Origin of the sequence: Lentzea sp. CC55 (assembly GCF_021056325.1) — a bacterium.
Classification (GTDB): domain Bacteria; phylum Actinomycetota; class Actinomycetes; order Mycobacteriales; family Pseudonocardiaceae; genus Lentzea; species Lentzea jiangxiensis.
This window is the reverse complement of the sequence record NZ_JAJCXE010000002.1, coordinates 134,708-149,153: the sequence shown is the minus strand read 5'-3', so window position 1 is coordinate 149,153 and position 14,446 is coordinate 134,708. Positions and strand designations below refer to the sequence as shown.

Here is a 14,446-nt window from a genome sequence, read left to right as displayed (position 1 = left end):
GTCAGCGGGTCGTCGCGAATGCCCGCACAGGGTACCTGCCGTGGGCCGACGCCGAGCTACCTGTTCGTACGTCAGTTCGCCGGAGCGAAGAAGTCGAATCCGCCAACGGTGTCGCCCACGGTGTTGAGGACCGGGTCGAGCAGGCCGAGGTCGACGCTCACGTCGACCGGGTTGGACGGGGTGGGCAGCGCGTCGGAGCTGGGCGGCGGCGCGGGCGTGCTGCTGCTCGGCGGGGTGGTGGAGGACGAGCTGGGCGGCGGCGCGGGCGTCTCGCTCGACGGCGGCGTGCTCGGCTGGCTGGTCTCCGTGGACGTCGACGGCGTCGTCGTGGCGGGCGGCGTCTGCGAGGTGGGCTGCGTCGGCTGCTGCGTCGGCTGCTGGGCCTGCGTCGGTGCCTGCTGCTGCGCCGGGCGCTGCGGCTGGGCCTGGACGTACGGCGCGACGCGCGTCGTCGGTTCGGCCGAGGCCGGGGCGGCCTGCTCGGTCTCGGTGGTGTCGGCCTGCTGGGTCTTGTTCGACGGCAGCTTCACGACGCCTTCGGTGCCGGAGCTCGCGCCACGGGCCTGGGCCCGCTCGTCGAACCGCACCTCGGCGAGCGGGCGCTCGTCGGGGGAGGACAGCCACGAGGACGCGGCGAACGCGACGGAACCGCAGAGGACCACGCCACCGCTGGCCGCGGCGGCCAGCTTGCCGACGGTGAACCCGCCGCGCTGCGTGTCGTCGGCACGGCCCTCACGACGCAGCAGCTCGGTGATGTGCAGCTCCTTCATGGGCTGCTTCTTCGGCTTGCCGCCGGACGCCTTGACGGGCTTGAACTTGACCGTCGGCTCGAAGGCCTCGGGGGTGATGTCGTCGGTGATCACCGGGATCTCCACGGTTTCCGCCTCGCGGCGGGCGATCAGCTCGGCGACGGACAGCTGGCCGGTCGACTCCGCCGACCCGTTCAGCCGCCGACGATGGTCCTCAATCGACACCGCTCGTTCACCCTTCCAAGTTCGCGTTTGCGCACTGGCGGGAACATGGATACCGAATCGTGACCCGAGATGTAACCCCTATGGGGGAATTTTCACGGCCGGAACCCAGTTTCCGCGACGAGCGGTCACCGTTCGACTGCGAACGGCGCTCCCGCTTGGGCGCGACCTAACTCCGTTGCGCCGAAAGGACCTCGGTGCCGATGATCCGGGGCTGCGTCGTGTCGGTGAGCCAGAAGAGCTGTTCGAGGCGCAGCCAGCCGCCGTCGAGCTCCTGCATGGACACGACCGCGAGCACCGACCCGTCCGGCCGCACCGACGTCTGGTCGACGTTCACCAGCTTGATCATCCCCCAGGAGTCGACGAACTCCTCCGGGTTCGCGCCGACCAGGTCCGGGGACAGCAGCTTGGCCGCCGATTTGGGCTTCGTCGTGAGCAGCTCGTAAAACCGCTTCACCACGTCGACCTGCGGCTGGGGACCGACCGTGACCTCCGGCGTGGCCGGTTCGGACGTCTCCAGCAGCAGTGCGGACGGATCCGGCATCGGGGCCGCGACGGCCGCGCTGGGCTGCCTCGGCGCGCGCTCGTCCGGCAGCTGCGCGGACAGGACGTCGGGGCGCAGCGCGCTCGCACCGGACAGCGCGACGGGACGCTGGGAGAACGGGATGCCGTTGTTCCCCGGACTCCTGCTCGCGAGGACCGCGGCGCCGGCGATGGACGACACCAGGACGACCGCGCCGGCGAGCAGGCCCGCGGCCCTCGCGGCGCGGCTGGACTTCGCGCGGCGGCGGCGGCGACCGGGCACGGCCGGGATCACCGCCGTGGTCGCCGTCATGTCCTCGGTCGGACCGAGCAGTGATGTGACGAGAGCATCGGTGGCGGCCTCCTCGGTGGAGAGGATGCGCATCGGGCCAGGCTGCTGCTTCATCAGCTCAGCCACGCTGATCGAGCCGGCGCGGGTGTGTCTCCGCCCGGTCGTCGCGAGACGCTGCACTGCTCAGGTCCTCCGTACTGTCCGTGGTCACCTGAAGACGTACCGTGGCTTCGCATGACCGTGCCAGCGTGCGGCTGAACTTCATCCGTTCGTGGCGGTCAGCGGCCTCGGGATCCGCTCGAAGGTGCTACTTACTACATTCGGTCGCACCGGGTATGACCTTGAGCGGCTTCAGCCGCCGGTCTTCAACCGTTCACCGTTGATCAGCGGCAGGTCGCCGGCGGTGAAGCTGAGCTCGCGCTTCTCGGTGCTGACCGTGCCGTCCTTCTTGGTCACCCGCAGCAGGCTGACGGTGAGGCCCCTGCCCGGGTCGACCACGATCTCCTTCACCTCGATCAGCGAGATGTCGGCGAGCCTGCCCTCCAGCAACACGTCCGCGTTCGACCTCACCGGGTCCGTCGTCAGGGCGAGCGCCGTGTCGGCGTTCGTCACCATCGCGCTGTAGAAGCTCTCAGTCTGCTCGGCGATCTTGCCGCCGTCGACGACGGGGGCCTCGGTGACCGGCACCGTCGTGATCACGGGCGGGAGCGGCCCGGACGGCGGGGCGACCGTGGCGGACGCGCGGCCGCTGGTGCCCGGTGCGATGGACCCGCGTCCCGTCCCCGGCGCGGGCGCCACCCTGCCGGTGTGCGCGGCCGACGGACTGGTGCCGGTGGCCGAGGGGGTCGTGGTGCCGCCCGTGGTCAGCTGCGAGATCAGCGGCACGTCCGACGGGTAGCCGGGCAGGCCCACCGTCTCGACCTCGCCGCCACTGCCGACGAGCTTGGCCGCCGCGACGCTCAGCCCGACCAGGACGAGCACCGAGGAGACGACGGCGAACCAGGCCGCGCGCTTCCACGTCCGCGGCGGCGTGACCGAGGCGGGCACCAGGCCGATGTTGAACTTCCTCAGCCCGTCGGTGTCCTGCAGCGGGTCGGGCCGGTGGCGGCGCGGCAGCGGGATGCGGTCACCTCCGACGACGGGCCGCGGTGGTGCGAGCCCGTCGACGAGGCGATGTTTGCCCGGCAGTTCGTCCATCCCGACACCCCTCTGCGACGCGACCAGGGTAGGGCCGTTCGGAGGTGTCGAACCAACCGGAAGGGGGCGTTCAGGACGAGCGACACCCTTTTGTGTGAAGCCGCTAGCGGGGCGGGAGCTGCGCTTGTCCGCTGTTCAGCTGCTTGTGCGTCTTCTGCACGCCGTTGAGCGCGACCAGGCCGCTGCCGCCCGCGATGGCCGCGCCGATCACGTCGGCGGCGAGCGCGTCGCCGTTGGTGATGAGCAGGCCGATCGCCGCGCCCGCGGTCGTGGCGATCGCGGTCTTCCAGCGGCTGCGGACGAACTGCGAGACAGGTGCTCCGGCGAGGCCCTTCTTGGTGGCGGCCGAACCGAGCAAGCCCAGGTAAGCGTCGTGCGCCAAGGCGGCGAGCAGGCCGGCGATGGCGATCAGTGCGGCGATGAGGCCCATGACTCCAGTGTGCCCCCTGATTTTTCCGGTGGACCATCCGTGATCGCCCTGATATCCGATTCGCGTGGACATGTTCTGGCACGACGACTGCCTCGAGCACGACGCCGGCGAGGGCCTGTGGGAGCTGCCGGGCTCCTGGCCGTGGCTCGACGTGGCCGAGCCGCACCCGGAGAACGCGGCGCGGCTGCGGACGTTCCGGCACGCGCTGACGCACGGCCCTGTGGCGCCGCACCTGAAGTGGCACGAGGGCAGGCATGCGTCCGTGGACGAGCTTCTGCGCGTGCACACGGCGGGCTACTTGGACTCGTTGCGGGTGTCCGAGCGTGTAGCGCTGGAGGTGAACACGGTCGTGGGGCCGGAGACGTGGCGTGCGGCGTCAGCGGCGGCGGGCACGGTGTTGGCCGCACTGGAATCAGGCGCACCGCTGGCGTACGCGCTCGTGCGGCCGCCGGGGCACCACGCGCAGCCGGACATGGCGGACGGCTACTGCTTCGTGAACAACGCGGCGCTGGTCGCGGAAACCGCGCGACGCCAGGGGATGCGGGTCGCCGTGCTGGACTGGGACGTCCACCACGGCAACGGCACGCAGGAGATCTTCTACGACCGCGCGGACGTGCTGACCATCTCCGTGCACATGCGGCACGGTGCGTGGGGCACGAACCACCCGCAGACGGGCGCGCCGTCGGAGGTGGGCGCCAACGGCAGGAACGTGAACATCGAGCTGTCACTCGGTGCGGGGGACACGGCCTACCTGCGCGCGCTCGACGAAATCGCCTTCCCGCTGCTGCGCGACTTCGAGCCGGACCTGCTGGTGTGCGCGTCCGGGTTCGACGGGTCGGCGTTCGACCCCAACGGCCGCCACAACCTCACGGCGGACGGGTACCGCGAGATCGGCCGCAGGGTGGCGTCGTCCGGTCCGCGCGCGGTGCTCACCCAGGAAGGCGGCTACCTGCGCGGGTACTCGGCGCTGTGCCTGCACGCCCTGGTGGAGGGCCTGCTGCGCCTGCCGGAGCCGTTGCTCGAGGACCCGCTCGCCTACGTGCCGGACGACACCCGGCTCGTGGACGCGGACCTCGCGCACGTCAGGAAGGCTCTGGAGCCTTTTTGGCCCGGCGTCCTGTGACGCCGGGCCGGGCTCTTCCTACCTGCCGAGCGGGCCGCGGCCCATCTTGAGCAGGGTCAGCGCGAGGTCCTTGCCCTCGGGGCCGAGCGGCTTGTAGCGGTTGAGCACGTCGATCTCGCGGTTGTGCACGATCTTCGTGCCGCCGGCGGCCATCCGCGCGGCGCCGATGATCTTGGAGATCTCGACGCGCCGCTGCACGAGACGCAGTATTTCCGCGTCCAGGTGGTCGATCTCCTCGCGCAGTTCGTTGATGTCCGGCTCGGTGGTGGTGTCCGTCATCGGTCGACCTCTCGACTCTGCGAGCCCTGGCCCGGAAGCAGCGAAGCCCCGGTGTCCGAGGACTCCGGGGCTTCGTGGTGGCTTTGTCGGCGCTAGACGACCACGGGAGCCGGAGTCCGGATCCCGTAGAAAAACTCGAAGAACGTCACGCGCACGGATCCAGTGTTGCACAGAACCTCGGGCGCCTGCCAAGTCCGCGCGGTGAGTGCGCTCACCAGGTGGGAAGCGCTGCCGGCCGTCGCCGCCGGTGCCGAGGCGCGCAGGATCACCTCGTCGTGGACGGCGAGGCGTGGCCGGTGCTCGCGGTCCACCGGGGAGTACGCGCAGGACAGCCCGGAAGTCCCCGCCGAGGTGGACGGTCACGGGACCGTCCGCGCCGGTCGTCGGTTCGTGATCGACACCGGCTCCTGATCGAACACGTGGTCGGGTGGTACCGGATTCGTCGGTGCCGCCCGGTACCGTGGATGGACGATGAGCGCCTTGTTCGACTTGCCCTCAAGTCCCCCCGTTTCCCGCGCGGGCCACCTGCTCGACGACCTGAACCCCGCGCAGCGCCGTGCCGTCGAGCACGCCGGCTCGCCCCTGCTCGTGGTGGCGGGCGCCGGCTCCGGCAAGACGCGCGTCCTCACCAGGCGGATCGCGTACCTGCTCGCGGCACGGGACGTGCACCCCGGCGAGATCATGGCCATCACGTTCACGAACAAGGCCGCCGCCGAGATGAAGGAGCGCGTCGCCGACATGGTGGGCGCCCGCGCCCGCTCGATGTGGGTGTCGACGTTCCACTCGATGTGCGTCCGCGTCATGCGCCGCGAGGCGAAGACCCTGGGCATGTCGTCGAACTTCTCGATCTACGACAGCGACGACACGCGGCGCCTCATCACGCTCGTGGCGCGCGATCTCGACCTGGACCCGAAGAAGTACGCGGCCCGCACCCTCGCCGTGCACATCTCGAACCTCAAGAACGAGCTCGTCGACCCCGAGACCGCCACCGCCCAGGCCACGAACGACCTGGAGCGCCGCGTGGCCGAGGTCTACGCGGTCTACCAGCGCCGCCTGAACGAGTCGAACTCGCTCGACTTCGACGACCTCATCATGAGGACCGTCGAGCTCCTGCAGACGTTCCCGGACGTGGCCGAGCACTACCGCCGCCGCTTCCGCCACGTCCTGGTCGACGAGTACCAGGACACCAACCACGCGCAGTACACGCTGGTGCGCGAACTGGTCGGCAAGGCGGGCGGCGAGATCCCCCCGGCCGAGCTCTGCGTGGTCGGCGACGCGGACCAGTCCATCTACGCCTTCCGCGGCGCCACGATCCGCAACATCGTCGAGTTCGAGCGCGACTACCCGGACGCCACCACGATCCTGCTGGAGCAGAACTACCGCTCCACGCAGAACATCCTGACGGCGGCGAACGCGGTCATCTCCCGCAACCCGAACCGCCGCGACAAGTCGCTGTGGTCCGACCTCGGCGAGGGCGAGAAGATCGTCGGCTACGTCGCCGACAACGAGCACGACGAGGCGGCGTTCGTCGCGAACGAGATCGACCGCCTGGTCGACAGCGGCGAGGTCAACAACTCCGAGATCGCCGTCTTCTACCGCACGAACAACCAGTCGCGGGTCTTCGAGGAGATCTTCATCCGCCTCGGCCTCCCGTACCGGGTCGTCGGCGGCGTCCGCTTCTACGAGCGCCGCGAGGTCCGCGACGCCCTCGCCTACCTGCGCACCCTGGCGAACCCGGAGGACACGGTCTCCCTCCGGCGGATCCTGAACGTCCCGAAGCGGGGCATCGGCGAACGGGCGGAAGCCTGCGTCTCCGCCTACGCCGAACGCGAGCGCATCAGCTTCGCCGCGGCCCTGCGCGACCTCGACCGCGTCCCGATGCTGAACCCGCGCTCCCGCAACGCCATCGCGGGCTTCGTGGAGATGATGGACGAGCTCGGCGAGATGGTCGCCCGCGAGGACGACGTCGCCGACATCCTCGAAGCCGTCCTGGAGAAGAGCGGCTACCGCACCGAGCTGGAAGCCAGCGAGGACCCCCAGGACCACACGAGGGTCGAGAACCTCAACGAACTGGTCACCGTCGCCCGCGAGTTCACCGAGCTGGAGCTCCCGGAAGGCGCGGAACCGGTTCCCTCGCTCCCGGCGTTCCTGGAACGCGTCTCCCTGGTGGCCGACGCCGACTCGATCCCGGACGCCGAGTCCGACGGCGTCGTCACCCTGATGACCATCCACACGGCCAAGGGCCTCGAGTACCCGGTGGTCTTCAGCACGGGCTGGGAAGACGGCGTCTTCCCGCACATGCGAGCCCTCGGCGACCCGGCGGAACTGGCGGAGGAACGCCGCCTCGCCTACGTCGGCATCACCCGCGCCCAACGCCGCCTCTACCTCTCCAGGGCCCTGGTCCGCTCGGCGTGGGGCCAGCCCTCGGCCAACCCGGCCTCCCGCTTCCTCGGCGAGATCCCCCAGGACCTCATCGACTGGCGCCGGGTGGAACCCTCCCGCTCGGCCCCCGCGGCCGCCACCACCTGGGGCCGTTCGGCCTCCGGCGGCATCGCCTCCCGAGGCCTCTCCCGCCCGGCCCCCGGCAAGGCGGGCTGGAAGGACGCCCCGGCGATGAAGCTGGAGGTGGGCGATCGGGTGACCCACGACAAGTACGGCCTCGGCCGGGTGGTGGCGGTGGACGGCGCGGGCCTGAGGGCCACGGCCACGATCGACTTCGGCGGCTCGGGCACGGTCCGCCTGATGCTGATCGGCAGCGTCCCCATGACCAAGCTCTAACGCCCACCCCGCACCACACGGCAGCCCGCCCGCCGTCGCACCCGGCCCGAACGCCACCGCGACGCCGCAGGCGGGCTGTTCGCCGTGTCGGGAGCCCTGGAGGCGGGCCGTGCCCGACACGCCGCCGGGACCTCGATACCGACGCGAGTCCGAGGATGAGCTGCGCCTGACGCACTCCGAGCCGCAGGGCCGAAGGCGACATGCCAGAGGCGAGCCGCCGCCACCGCGTGCCGACAGGCGAGCTCCCAGCCGGCTGCGAGGCTGAAGGCGAGCGGGAGCGACGGCGAAGCCGAGCCGCAGTGGCTTTGAGCCAAGAGAAGGTGTGGTGGTCCCGTCACGGGCGCGGCTCGTGACGGGACCACCACACCCAACACACCGCAACGCAACAGCAAGCCGCCCAGAGCAACGGGCGTGCCATCAACCCGCAGACGGCGCCGGCCGGTCTTCGATCAGATTGGCGGGGTCCGGGGCGGAGCCCCGAGCGTGAAACCGGCGGCTCCCAGCCCAAGCAGACCACCCGACAAGCGGAACGCAGCCGCCAAGCCAACGCCCGCAACCGGACCAGCCACGAAATCCCAACAAGCACCCGTCAACCAACCACGGAAAACGACTTACGAAACCGCCGCGCTCCCAAAATCCCCGGACGAACAAACCCCCACCCCCATCCCGACCAGCCAAGACCCCCAATCGGATGAACCGAGAAAAATCCGGGAAAACCAGCGCAACGATCGCCGACCCCGTACGTCTATGTGGGTGTCGCAAGCAACACAGCCGACGGAACGTTCGGGGCGGTCCGGGGCGCAGAAGTGCAGCATGCGACCAAGGGGAGCGAAGGGAAGGCGGGGGCCCAACTTCGCGGCGAGGTGTGGCCGGACCGAACGGGAGAGCGGTCCGGCCACGCTGTCCGTTCAGGCTTTCGAGGTACTTCCGCGTCGAGCGCCGAGGCAAGCCGCATCACCGCATAAGCGCAGCTGGGACCAGGCAAGAGGGCGACGCGGAAGGCACCGCGTACCCGGCGAATCGAGCCGCCGGCCCCAGAGGGCCCGAAAATTGTCAGACCCCCGGAGCATCATCAACCGCATGAGGCCACGACCCCGGCGGGAGAGCTCACGATGGACCACGTACTGGCCGGCGCCCTGCACGAACGTGTGTTCGCAATTCTCGGCGAGTTGGAATGCCGTCAGGACTCCCCGGCGACCAGGACCCTGGCCGAAGCGTGGCGAGCCGTCCTCACCCACCACAGGCAGACCGAGAGCGGGTCCTGCGAGGCCTGCGGGCCGCGCTGGCGCAGGCACATGTGCTCGGTGTGGCGGGTGGCCGCGGCCTACTTCATCCGCTCAGCGCTGTAACGAACCGGCATCACCGCGACGAAATCGGGGCATCGGCGAAATACAGCGCGACGGCGTGAAGTTGACCCGGAAGTGAGCCCCCGACCGCACCACTAGCGCAACCCGAGCCGACACCGCCGCGGCAGAACCACAGCACCACCCGAGCCCGACCAGAACGCCACTGGAGCCGAACCGGAGCGGCACCACAGCGGTGCTGGAGTGGCTCCTGAGCCACGAGAGCCGCTTGAGGCTGTCGAACCGCCCCGCCCCGCCCCGCGAGGTGGCGGGGCGGCCGAAGACACCTCACAAGGCGGCTGAAGCCGTGTTTCAGAGAGCCGGAACCGGGAAAACTGGATCAGACGGTCACGCCGCGAGCGTTCAGCCAGGTCAGCGGGTTGATCTTCTGGCCGTCCGGGTTCCACACCTCGAAGTGCAGGTGGGGGCCGGTGGAGAAGCCGCGGTTGCCCATGCGGGCGATCTGCTGGCCGGCCTTGACCTGCTGGCCTTCGCGGACGCCGATGGTGTCCATGTGGCCGTAGACGGTGATGGTGCCGTCGGAGTGCTGCACGCGGACCCAGAGGCCGAAGCCGGAGGCGGGACCCGCCTCGATCACGACGCCGTCGGCGGCGGAGACGATCGGGGTGCCGATCGGGCCGGCGATGTCGATGCCGAGGTGCATGGTGCCCCAGCGGCCGCCGTAGCCGGAGGTGAACTCGCCGGCGGCGGGGCGGAAGAACTTCGGGCGCTTCTTCTCGGCCTCGACGGCCTCGCGCTCGGTGGTGAGCTGCTGGCTGCGCAGCAGCTTGGCGGCCTCGGCGGAGCCCTCGGCCGTGGTCTTGGAGACCGCGAGGATCTGCGGGGCGGCGGCGGTGTCGCCACCCACGCCGTCGAACGTGGCGGCGCCGTCGGAGTGGTTCGCGAGCTGCACGTCCGTGCTGTCGCCGGCGGCTGCCTGGCCGATCTGGCCGGCGCCTGCCGCGGCGAAGGCACCTACTGCGACGGCGGCGACGACGATGCGTCCGCGAAGCGCCGACGGTGGCGGGGGGAGCCGGTGGGAGCCGACGGTGCGCGTCGAGGCGCGGTCGACTGCCTCTTCAAGCGCAGCACTGCGTTCATGGCCGCCGGGGGAGCGGTGGTGACTCAAAGCTTGCCCTTCCGCCTTCGGGGAGCCTGATCGGGGTGGACGCCGGGCGGGGGATTCCCGGTGAGTCAGGATTCGGGGTTCTGACTCGGTGTCCTTCTGTGATCAGACCGTGACAACGGACCGGGGGACAGTAACGGCGGGGAGCCTCGGAGGGCAAACCCCAGTTCGTTATGTCCTCCCAATGGGCGGCAACCAGCAAGTTTCAACTGTCAACTGTGACGATCGGTCGTGGCGGGAGCGCGAAACGCCTCACCGCCAGCGGCGATGGGGTGAGGTGACAAGTCATCCGATCGGGTGATCGCCGTCACAACTACGTGAAGCGTCCTCGTGTCAACCGGCAAAGAAAGGTGACCTGAATCACGTATCTGGTGCTCCTCGACGACCAACGAGGAGTGCTCCAGGCGGGCGTTGCGCTGAGGCACGATGATCTGGTCCATCTCGGACCAGACGACGACGAACCGCGTGCGGCACGGCCGGCACGGCTCGGCGAGTTCCGCCAGCAGTTCCGAACCCGGCCGGAGCTGCCGGGTCAGCGGAGTCGGCACCAGGTAGGCGGAGAGGGTGCCGTTGTGCGGCGTTCCCAGTGTTACGAGTGTGCGAACGCGTGAGTCGCCATTCAGCCGTTGCACGTAGTACCTGGCGATGAGCCCGCCGAGTGAATGGCCGACGACGTGGACCTGGTCCGAACCGGTTTCTTCGCAGATCCGCTCGATGTGCTCGCCGAGCAGCGCGGCCGAACGGCGGACGTCACCGGTCAACGCCGTCAGCACGCTGTAGTTGACGGCGTGCACCACCCCGAAGCCCCGCCTTCGCAGCGCCCCCGACAGCACCGCGAAGGCGGAGCGGTTGTCCCCGATGCCGTGCACCAGCACGATCGGGGTGCCCGCCGCGTCCATCGCCGAAACCACCAGCCCGCGCTGGCGGGGTGGCAGGCCGTCGGTGCGGTAGTGCCGGTACGGGCCGTCCGGGCGCAGTTGTTCGGCGACGGCGCCCCACGGGTAGAGCACCGCGCGGGCCGTCAGCCAGGCCGCTTCGACCGCGACCCCGCGCACGCCGCCGGGCGAGGCCACCGCCCGGAGCGCGACCTTCACCTCTTCGGCGACGTCCCGCGCGGCGTGGACGCCCCAGCCGGCGCGGTCGAGGGCGGCGTCAGCCAGACGTGTGATCCACGACCGGCCGGTGTCGCCCATGTGAGCGACGGTAGGTGATGAAGTCACGACCCAGGGGTACCCGCCGCGTCTTTTCCACATGCGAACGAAATTCATCTCAACGGGACAGCACGGCGGAGGGACCCCCACCCCTCCTATTGCTAGGTTCGCCCGCGATGACTCGCACCGAGCTCGAGAACCAGACCCCGGCGGCCGGCAGGCTGCGCACCTCGTGGGCCCTCGCCTCGGCAGGCTCCCTGCTGCTGGCCCTCGGCCCGCTGCTCGGCGTGGTCGACGGCGCGGAACCCGCCTTCACGTCGTGGCCGCTGCTCGCCCTGCTGGCGCTGGCGCCCCCGGCCGTCGCGGGGGTGCTGCTGATGCGCGGCCGCCCGTTCGTGGCGGCGGGGCTGATCGCCGCGGTCGGCGTCTTCGCGGCCGGCCGGCTGCTCGGCGACCTGCTGATCGCGTTCGAGCCGATGGACGTGGCGCGCCCCGAGCTCTTCCGGCCGGCGACGCTGCTCGCGGTCACGCCCACCGCCGGCGTCTGGGTGCTGGTGGCCGGGCACCTGCTGGTGATCGCCGGTGGAGCGCTCGCGGCCGGGCGCGCCGGTCTGCCCGCGGACGAGACGGAGCCCCCGACCCTGGTGGGCCTGCCGGTGCTGATCGCCGCGGTGGCGGCCATCGGGCTGCTGGGCAAGCCCTTCACCTCGACCGACGCCTTCCAGCTCGACCGCGGCCCGTGGGAGCTGCCCGTCCTGGGACTGGTCGGCGGCCTGCTGGTCGCGATCGCCGTCCCGCTGGCCACCGCCTTGTCGGCCACCTCGCCCGATCCGGACACCCGCCAGGGCGGCGGCATCGGCGTGGCGCTGGCCGTGCTCGCCGTCGCGGTGCCGGGACTCGCGGCCGGCACGCTGGCCCCGGGGCTCGGCGTCAGCCCGGGACCGGTGACCGCGCTGGTCGCCGCGATCGTCCTGCTCGGCGCCCCTCTGCACGGCCGCGCCCTGCGGCTGGTCCGCGGCGAGCGCGACGAGGTGCGCGACCCCGCCCTGCCGTCCCTGCGGCGCATGCACGTCATCGCGGGGGCCTTCGCCGTCGCCGCCGCGGTGGCGGTGCTGGTGGGCGCCCTGCTCCCGCAGCTCACGCTCACCACGGGCGGCCCGGCACCCGAGCTGGCGGCCGTGAGCCTGCTGTGGGTGGCCGGACTGGCTCTCGGCGTGGTCGGACTCCTCTTGTTCGTGCCCTCCACCGCTGCCGCGGTGCGCCCGGCACTCGTCGGTGTGTTCTTCGCCGTGCAGCTCGCGGCGGCGGGCACCACGGAGTCCGTGCTGGCGGCGAGTCAGGCGGGCGTCGCGCAGCCCGGCGCGGGCTTCTGGCTGATGGTCGTCGAACTGCCTCTCGGCCTGCTGGCCCTGATCTGCGCGGGGATCGCGGCCGCGATCGAGCGGGAGAGCGCCGGGGAGGTCAGGCGGGAGCAGCTGCCGGTGGCCGAGCTGGGCGCCGTGCTGCTCGCCGGGATCTTCGCGGTGGGCGCCTTCGCGCTGCCGACCACGCGCGGCGACGGGTTCGAGTCGCCGGGCCTGCTGCCGGGCACCGACCCCGCGGTCTCCTGGACGCTGCTGATCTCCCTCACCGCACTGATCATCAACCTCGTGCTGGTGAACAGGTCGAGGCCCGCTCGCGGTGCCGCGGTCCTCGCGGGGTTCGCGGTCCTGGCCGGCGTGCGGGCGCTCGAACTGCCGCTGACGGGGGACCGGGTCGAGAACGCCGTCGCGGCGCCCGGGACGTGGCTCGCGCTGGCTTCGGTCGTCGCTCTGGTGCTCGCGGCGGGCTTGATGGCCGCTCGCGGGAGCCGCTGAAACGGCCTCCAGGCGTGGGTTTCCTTCTAACGCGCGCGCACGCGTGATCGACCTCACCGCAGTTGAGACCGACCTCACCGATGGTGACGTGCGAGCGGTAGCCGCAGGTCGATAGTGTCTGGGCCCAGCCGCGTCAAGTGGGTTCGCTTGGCCCCTTGAGGACCACCCAGGCGCGGTGTTCCGACACCGACGTCGCAGGAGACCCGAGTGGACCTGTACGAGTACCAGGCGAAGGATCTCTTCGCCGCCCACGGCGTCCCGGTACTGCCGGGCGATGTGGCTACCAACCCCGAAGACGCCAAGGCCATCGCCGCGAAGTTCGGCCAGGCCGTCGTCGTCAAGGCCCAGGTCAAGACCGGCGGCCGCGGCAAGGCCGGTGGTGTGAAGCTCGCTTCCACCGCCGAGGAGACCGAGGAGAAGGCCAAGGCCATCCTCGGCCTCGACATCAAGGGGCACATCGTTCACCGCGTTCTGGTGACGCCCGCCTCCGACATCGCGGAGGAGTACTACTTCTCCTTCCTGCTCGACCGCGCCAACCGCACCTTCCTCGCCATGGCGAGCGTCGAGGGCGGTATGGACATCGAGGAGGTCGCCGCGACCAAGCCCGAGGCCCTCGCGAAGATCGCCATCGACGCCATCCAGGGCGTCGACGCGGCCAAGGCCAGGGAGATCGCGGACGCCGCGAACTTCCCGGCCGAGGTCAAGGAACAGGTCGTCGACGTCATCGTCAAGCTGTGGGAGACCTTCGTCGCGGAGGACGCCACGCTCGTCGAGGTCAACCCGCTGGTCCGCGACCCCGAGGGCAAGGTCATCGCCCTCGACGGCAAGGTCACGCTGGACGAGAACGCCGACTTCCGCCACCCGGCCCACGCCGAGCTGGTCGACAAGCAGGCCGAGAACCCCCTCGAGGCGAAGGCCAAGGAGAAGGGCCTCAACTACGTCAAGCTCGACGGCGAGGTCGGCATCATCGGCAACGGCGCGGGTCTCGTGATGTCCACCCTGGACGTCGTGGCGTACGCCGGTGAGCAGTACGGCGTGAAGCCCGCGAACTTCCTCGACATCGGTGGCGGCGCGTCCGCCGAGGTCATGGCCAACGGCCTGGACGTCATCCTCGGTGACGAGGCCGTCCGCTCGGTCTTCGTGAACGTCTTCGGCGGCATCACCGCCTGCGACGCCGTGGCCAACGGCATCGTGAAGGCGCTGGAGATCCTCGGCGACTCGGCCACCAAGCCGCTCGTCGTCCGCCTCGACGGCAACAACGTGGAGGAGGGCCGCGCGATTCTCGCCGAGGCCAACCACCCGCTGGTGACCGTTGTCGACACGATGGACAACGCGGCCGCCAAGGCCGCCGAGCTCGCGGCTGCGGGGGTCTGAGTCA

Annotated in this window: 13 protein-coding genes; 6 read left to right on the top strand and 7 right to left on the bottom strand. The window is 70.7% G+C overall.

What is annotated here, in order from left to right:
• Nucleotides 1–71 precede the first annotated feature (71 nt).
• From L6E10_RS01430 to L6E10_RS01415, 4 genes are all read right to left on the bottom strand, one after another.
• On the bottom strand, nt 72–974 hold the full coding sequence (locus tag L6E10_RS01430; RefSeq protein ID WP_236216009.1) for a hypothetical protein: 903 nt from the start codon (nt 972–974) through the stop codon (nt 72–74).
• A 166-nt stretch (nt 975–1,140) separates the two neighbouring features.
• Nucleotides 1,141–1,899 carry a hypothetical protein gene (locus L6E10_RS01425; protein WP_236216007.1) on the bottom strand — a complete coding sequence of 253 codons (759 nt, stop codon included), beginning with the start codon at nt 1,897–1,899 and terminating at the stop codon, nt 1,141–1,143.
• Between the two features lie 237 nt (nt 1,900–2,136).
• Nucleotides 2,137–2,982 (bottom strand): hypothetical protein, encoded by an 846-nt coding sequence (locus L6E10_RS01420; protein ID WP_236216005.1) that lies wholly within the window; start codon nt 2,980–2,982, stop codon nt 2,137–2,139.
• A gap of 103 nt (nt 2,983–3,085) precedes the next feature.
• A complete protein-coding gene (locus L6E10_RS01415) occupies nt 3,086–3,412 on the bottom strand; it encodes a hypothetical protein (protein ID WP_236216003.1) in 327 nt (108 codons plus the stop codon).
• Nucleotides 3,413–3,482: 70 nt separating this feature from the next.
• On the opposite strand from L6E10_RS01415, the gene L6E10_RS01410 reads away from it, so the two are divergent.
• On the top strand, nt 3,483–4,535 hold the full coding sequence (locus tag L6E10_RS01410) for a histone deacetylase (protein ID WP_236216168.1): 1,053 nt from the start codon (nt 3,483–3,485) through the stop codon (nt 4,533–4,535).
• An 18-nt stretch (nt 4,536–4,553) separates the two neighbouring features.
• Here the strand turns inward: L6E10_RS01410 and L6E10_RS01405 are convergent, their stop codons facing one another.
• Complete coding sequence (locus L6E10_RS01405) at nt 4,554–4,814, bottom strand: chorismate mutase (RefSeq protein ID WP_090094777.1); 261 nt, start codon at nt 4,812–4,814, stop codon at nt 4,554–4,556.
• Between the two features lie 201 nt (nt 4,815–5,015).
• Between L6E10_RS01405 and L6E10_RS01400 the strand changes: the two genes are divergently transcribed.
• From L6E10_RS01400 to L6E10_RS01390, 3 genes are all read left to right on the top strand, one after another.
• Nucleotides 5,016–5,225, top strand: coding sequence for a hypothetical protein (locus L6E10_RS01400; protein ID WP_236216001.1), 210 nt, complete (start codon nt 5,016–5,018; stop codon nt 5,223–5,225).
• 60 nt (nt 5,226–5,285) lie between these two features.
• Nucleotides 5,286–7,592 carry a DNA helicase PcrA gene (gene pcrA, locus L6E10_RS01395; protein ID WP_236215999.1) on the top strand — a complete coding sequence of 769 codons (2,307 nt, stop codon included), beginning with the start codon at nt 5,286–5,288 and terminating at the stop codon, nt 7,590–7,592.
• Between the two features lie 1,112 nt (nt 7,593–8,704).
• Entirely contained in the window at nt 8,705–8,941 is a 237-nt protein-coding gene (locus tag L6E10_RS01390; protein WP_236215997.1) for a hypothetical protein, read from the top strand.
• A 334-nt stretch (nt 8,942–9,275) separates the two neighbouring features.
• Here the strand turns inward: L6E10_RS01390 and L6E10_RS01385 are convergent, their stop codons facing one another.
• Nucleotides 9,276–10,064, bottom strand: a complete 789-nt coding sequence (locus L6E10_RS01385) for a M23 family metallopeptidase (RefSeq protein ID WP_236215995.1) — start codon at nt 10,062–10,064, stop codon at nt 9,276–9,278.
• 209 nt (nt 10,065–10,273) lie between these two features.
• The gene (locus tag L6E10_RS01380) at nt 10,274–11,254 is read right to left on the bottom strand and encodes a triacylglycerol lipase (protein WP_236215993.1); all 981 of its coding nucleotides are present in this window, start codon (nt 11,252–11,254) and stop codon (nt 10,274–10,276) included.
• 134 nt (nt 11,255–11,388) lie between these two features.
• On the opposite strand from L6E10_RS01380, the gene L6E10_RS01375 reads away from it, so the two are divergent.
• Together L6E10_RS01375 and sucC are read left to right on the top strand one after the other, a co-directional pair.
• The gene (locus L6E10_RS01375; protein ID WP_236215991.1) at nt 11,389–13,068 is read left to right on the top strand and encodes a hypothetical protein; all 1,680 of its coding nucleotides are present in this window, start codon (nt 11,389–11,391) and stop codon (nt 13,066–13,068) included.
• Between the two features lie 207 nt (nt 13,069–13,275).
• Entirely contained in the window at nt 13,276–14,442 is a 1,167-nt protein-coding gene (gene sucC / locus L6E10_RS01370) for an ADP-forming succinate--CoA ligase subunit beta (protein ID WP_236215989.1), read from the top strand.
• The last annotated feature ends 4 nt before the right edge of the window (nt 14,443–14,446 follow it).

Coding starts and splice junctions, on each gene's coding strand:
- pcrA (WP_236215999.1), top strand. CDS start 5,286: ATGAGCGCCTTGTTCGACTTGCCCTCAAGTCCCCCCGTTTCCCGCGCG.
- L6E10_RS01420 (WP_236216005.1), bottom strand. CDS start 2,982: ATGGACGAACTGCCGGGCAAACATCGCCTCGTCGACGGGCTCGCACCA.
- L6E10_RS01405 (WP_090094777.1), bottom strand. CDS start 4,814: ATGACGGACACCACCACCGAGCCGGACATCAACGAACTGCGCGAGGAG.
- L6E10_RS01380 (WP_236215993.1), bottom strand. CDS start 11,254: ATGGGCGACACCGGCCGGTCGTGGATCACACGTCTGGCTGACGCCGCC.
- L6E10_RS01425 (WP_236216007.1), bottom strand. CDS start 1,899: ATGAAGCAGCAGCCTGGCCCGATGCGCATCCTCTCCACCGAGGAGGCC.
- L6E10_RS01390 (WP_236215997.1), top strand. CDS start 8,705: ATGGACCACGTACTGGCCGGCGCCCTGCACGAACGTGTGTTCGCAATT.
- L6E10_RS01410 (WP_236216168.1), top strand. CDS start 3,483: ATGTTCTGGCACGACGACTGCCTCGAGCACGACGCCGGCGAGGGCCTG.
- L6E10_RS01415 (WP_236216003.1), bottom strand. CDS start 3,412: ATGGGCCTCATCGCCGCACTGATCGCCATCGCCGGCCTGCTCGCCGCC.
- L6E10_RS01375 (WP_236215991.1), top strand. CDS start 11,389: ATGACTCGCACCGAGCTCGAGAACCAGACCCCGGCGGCCGGCAGGCTG.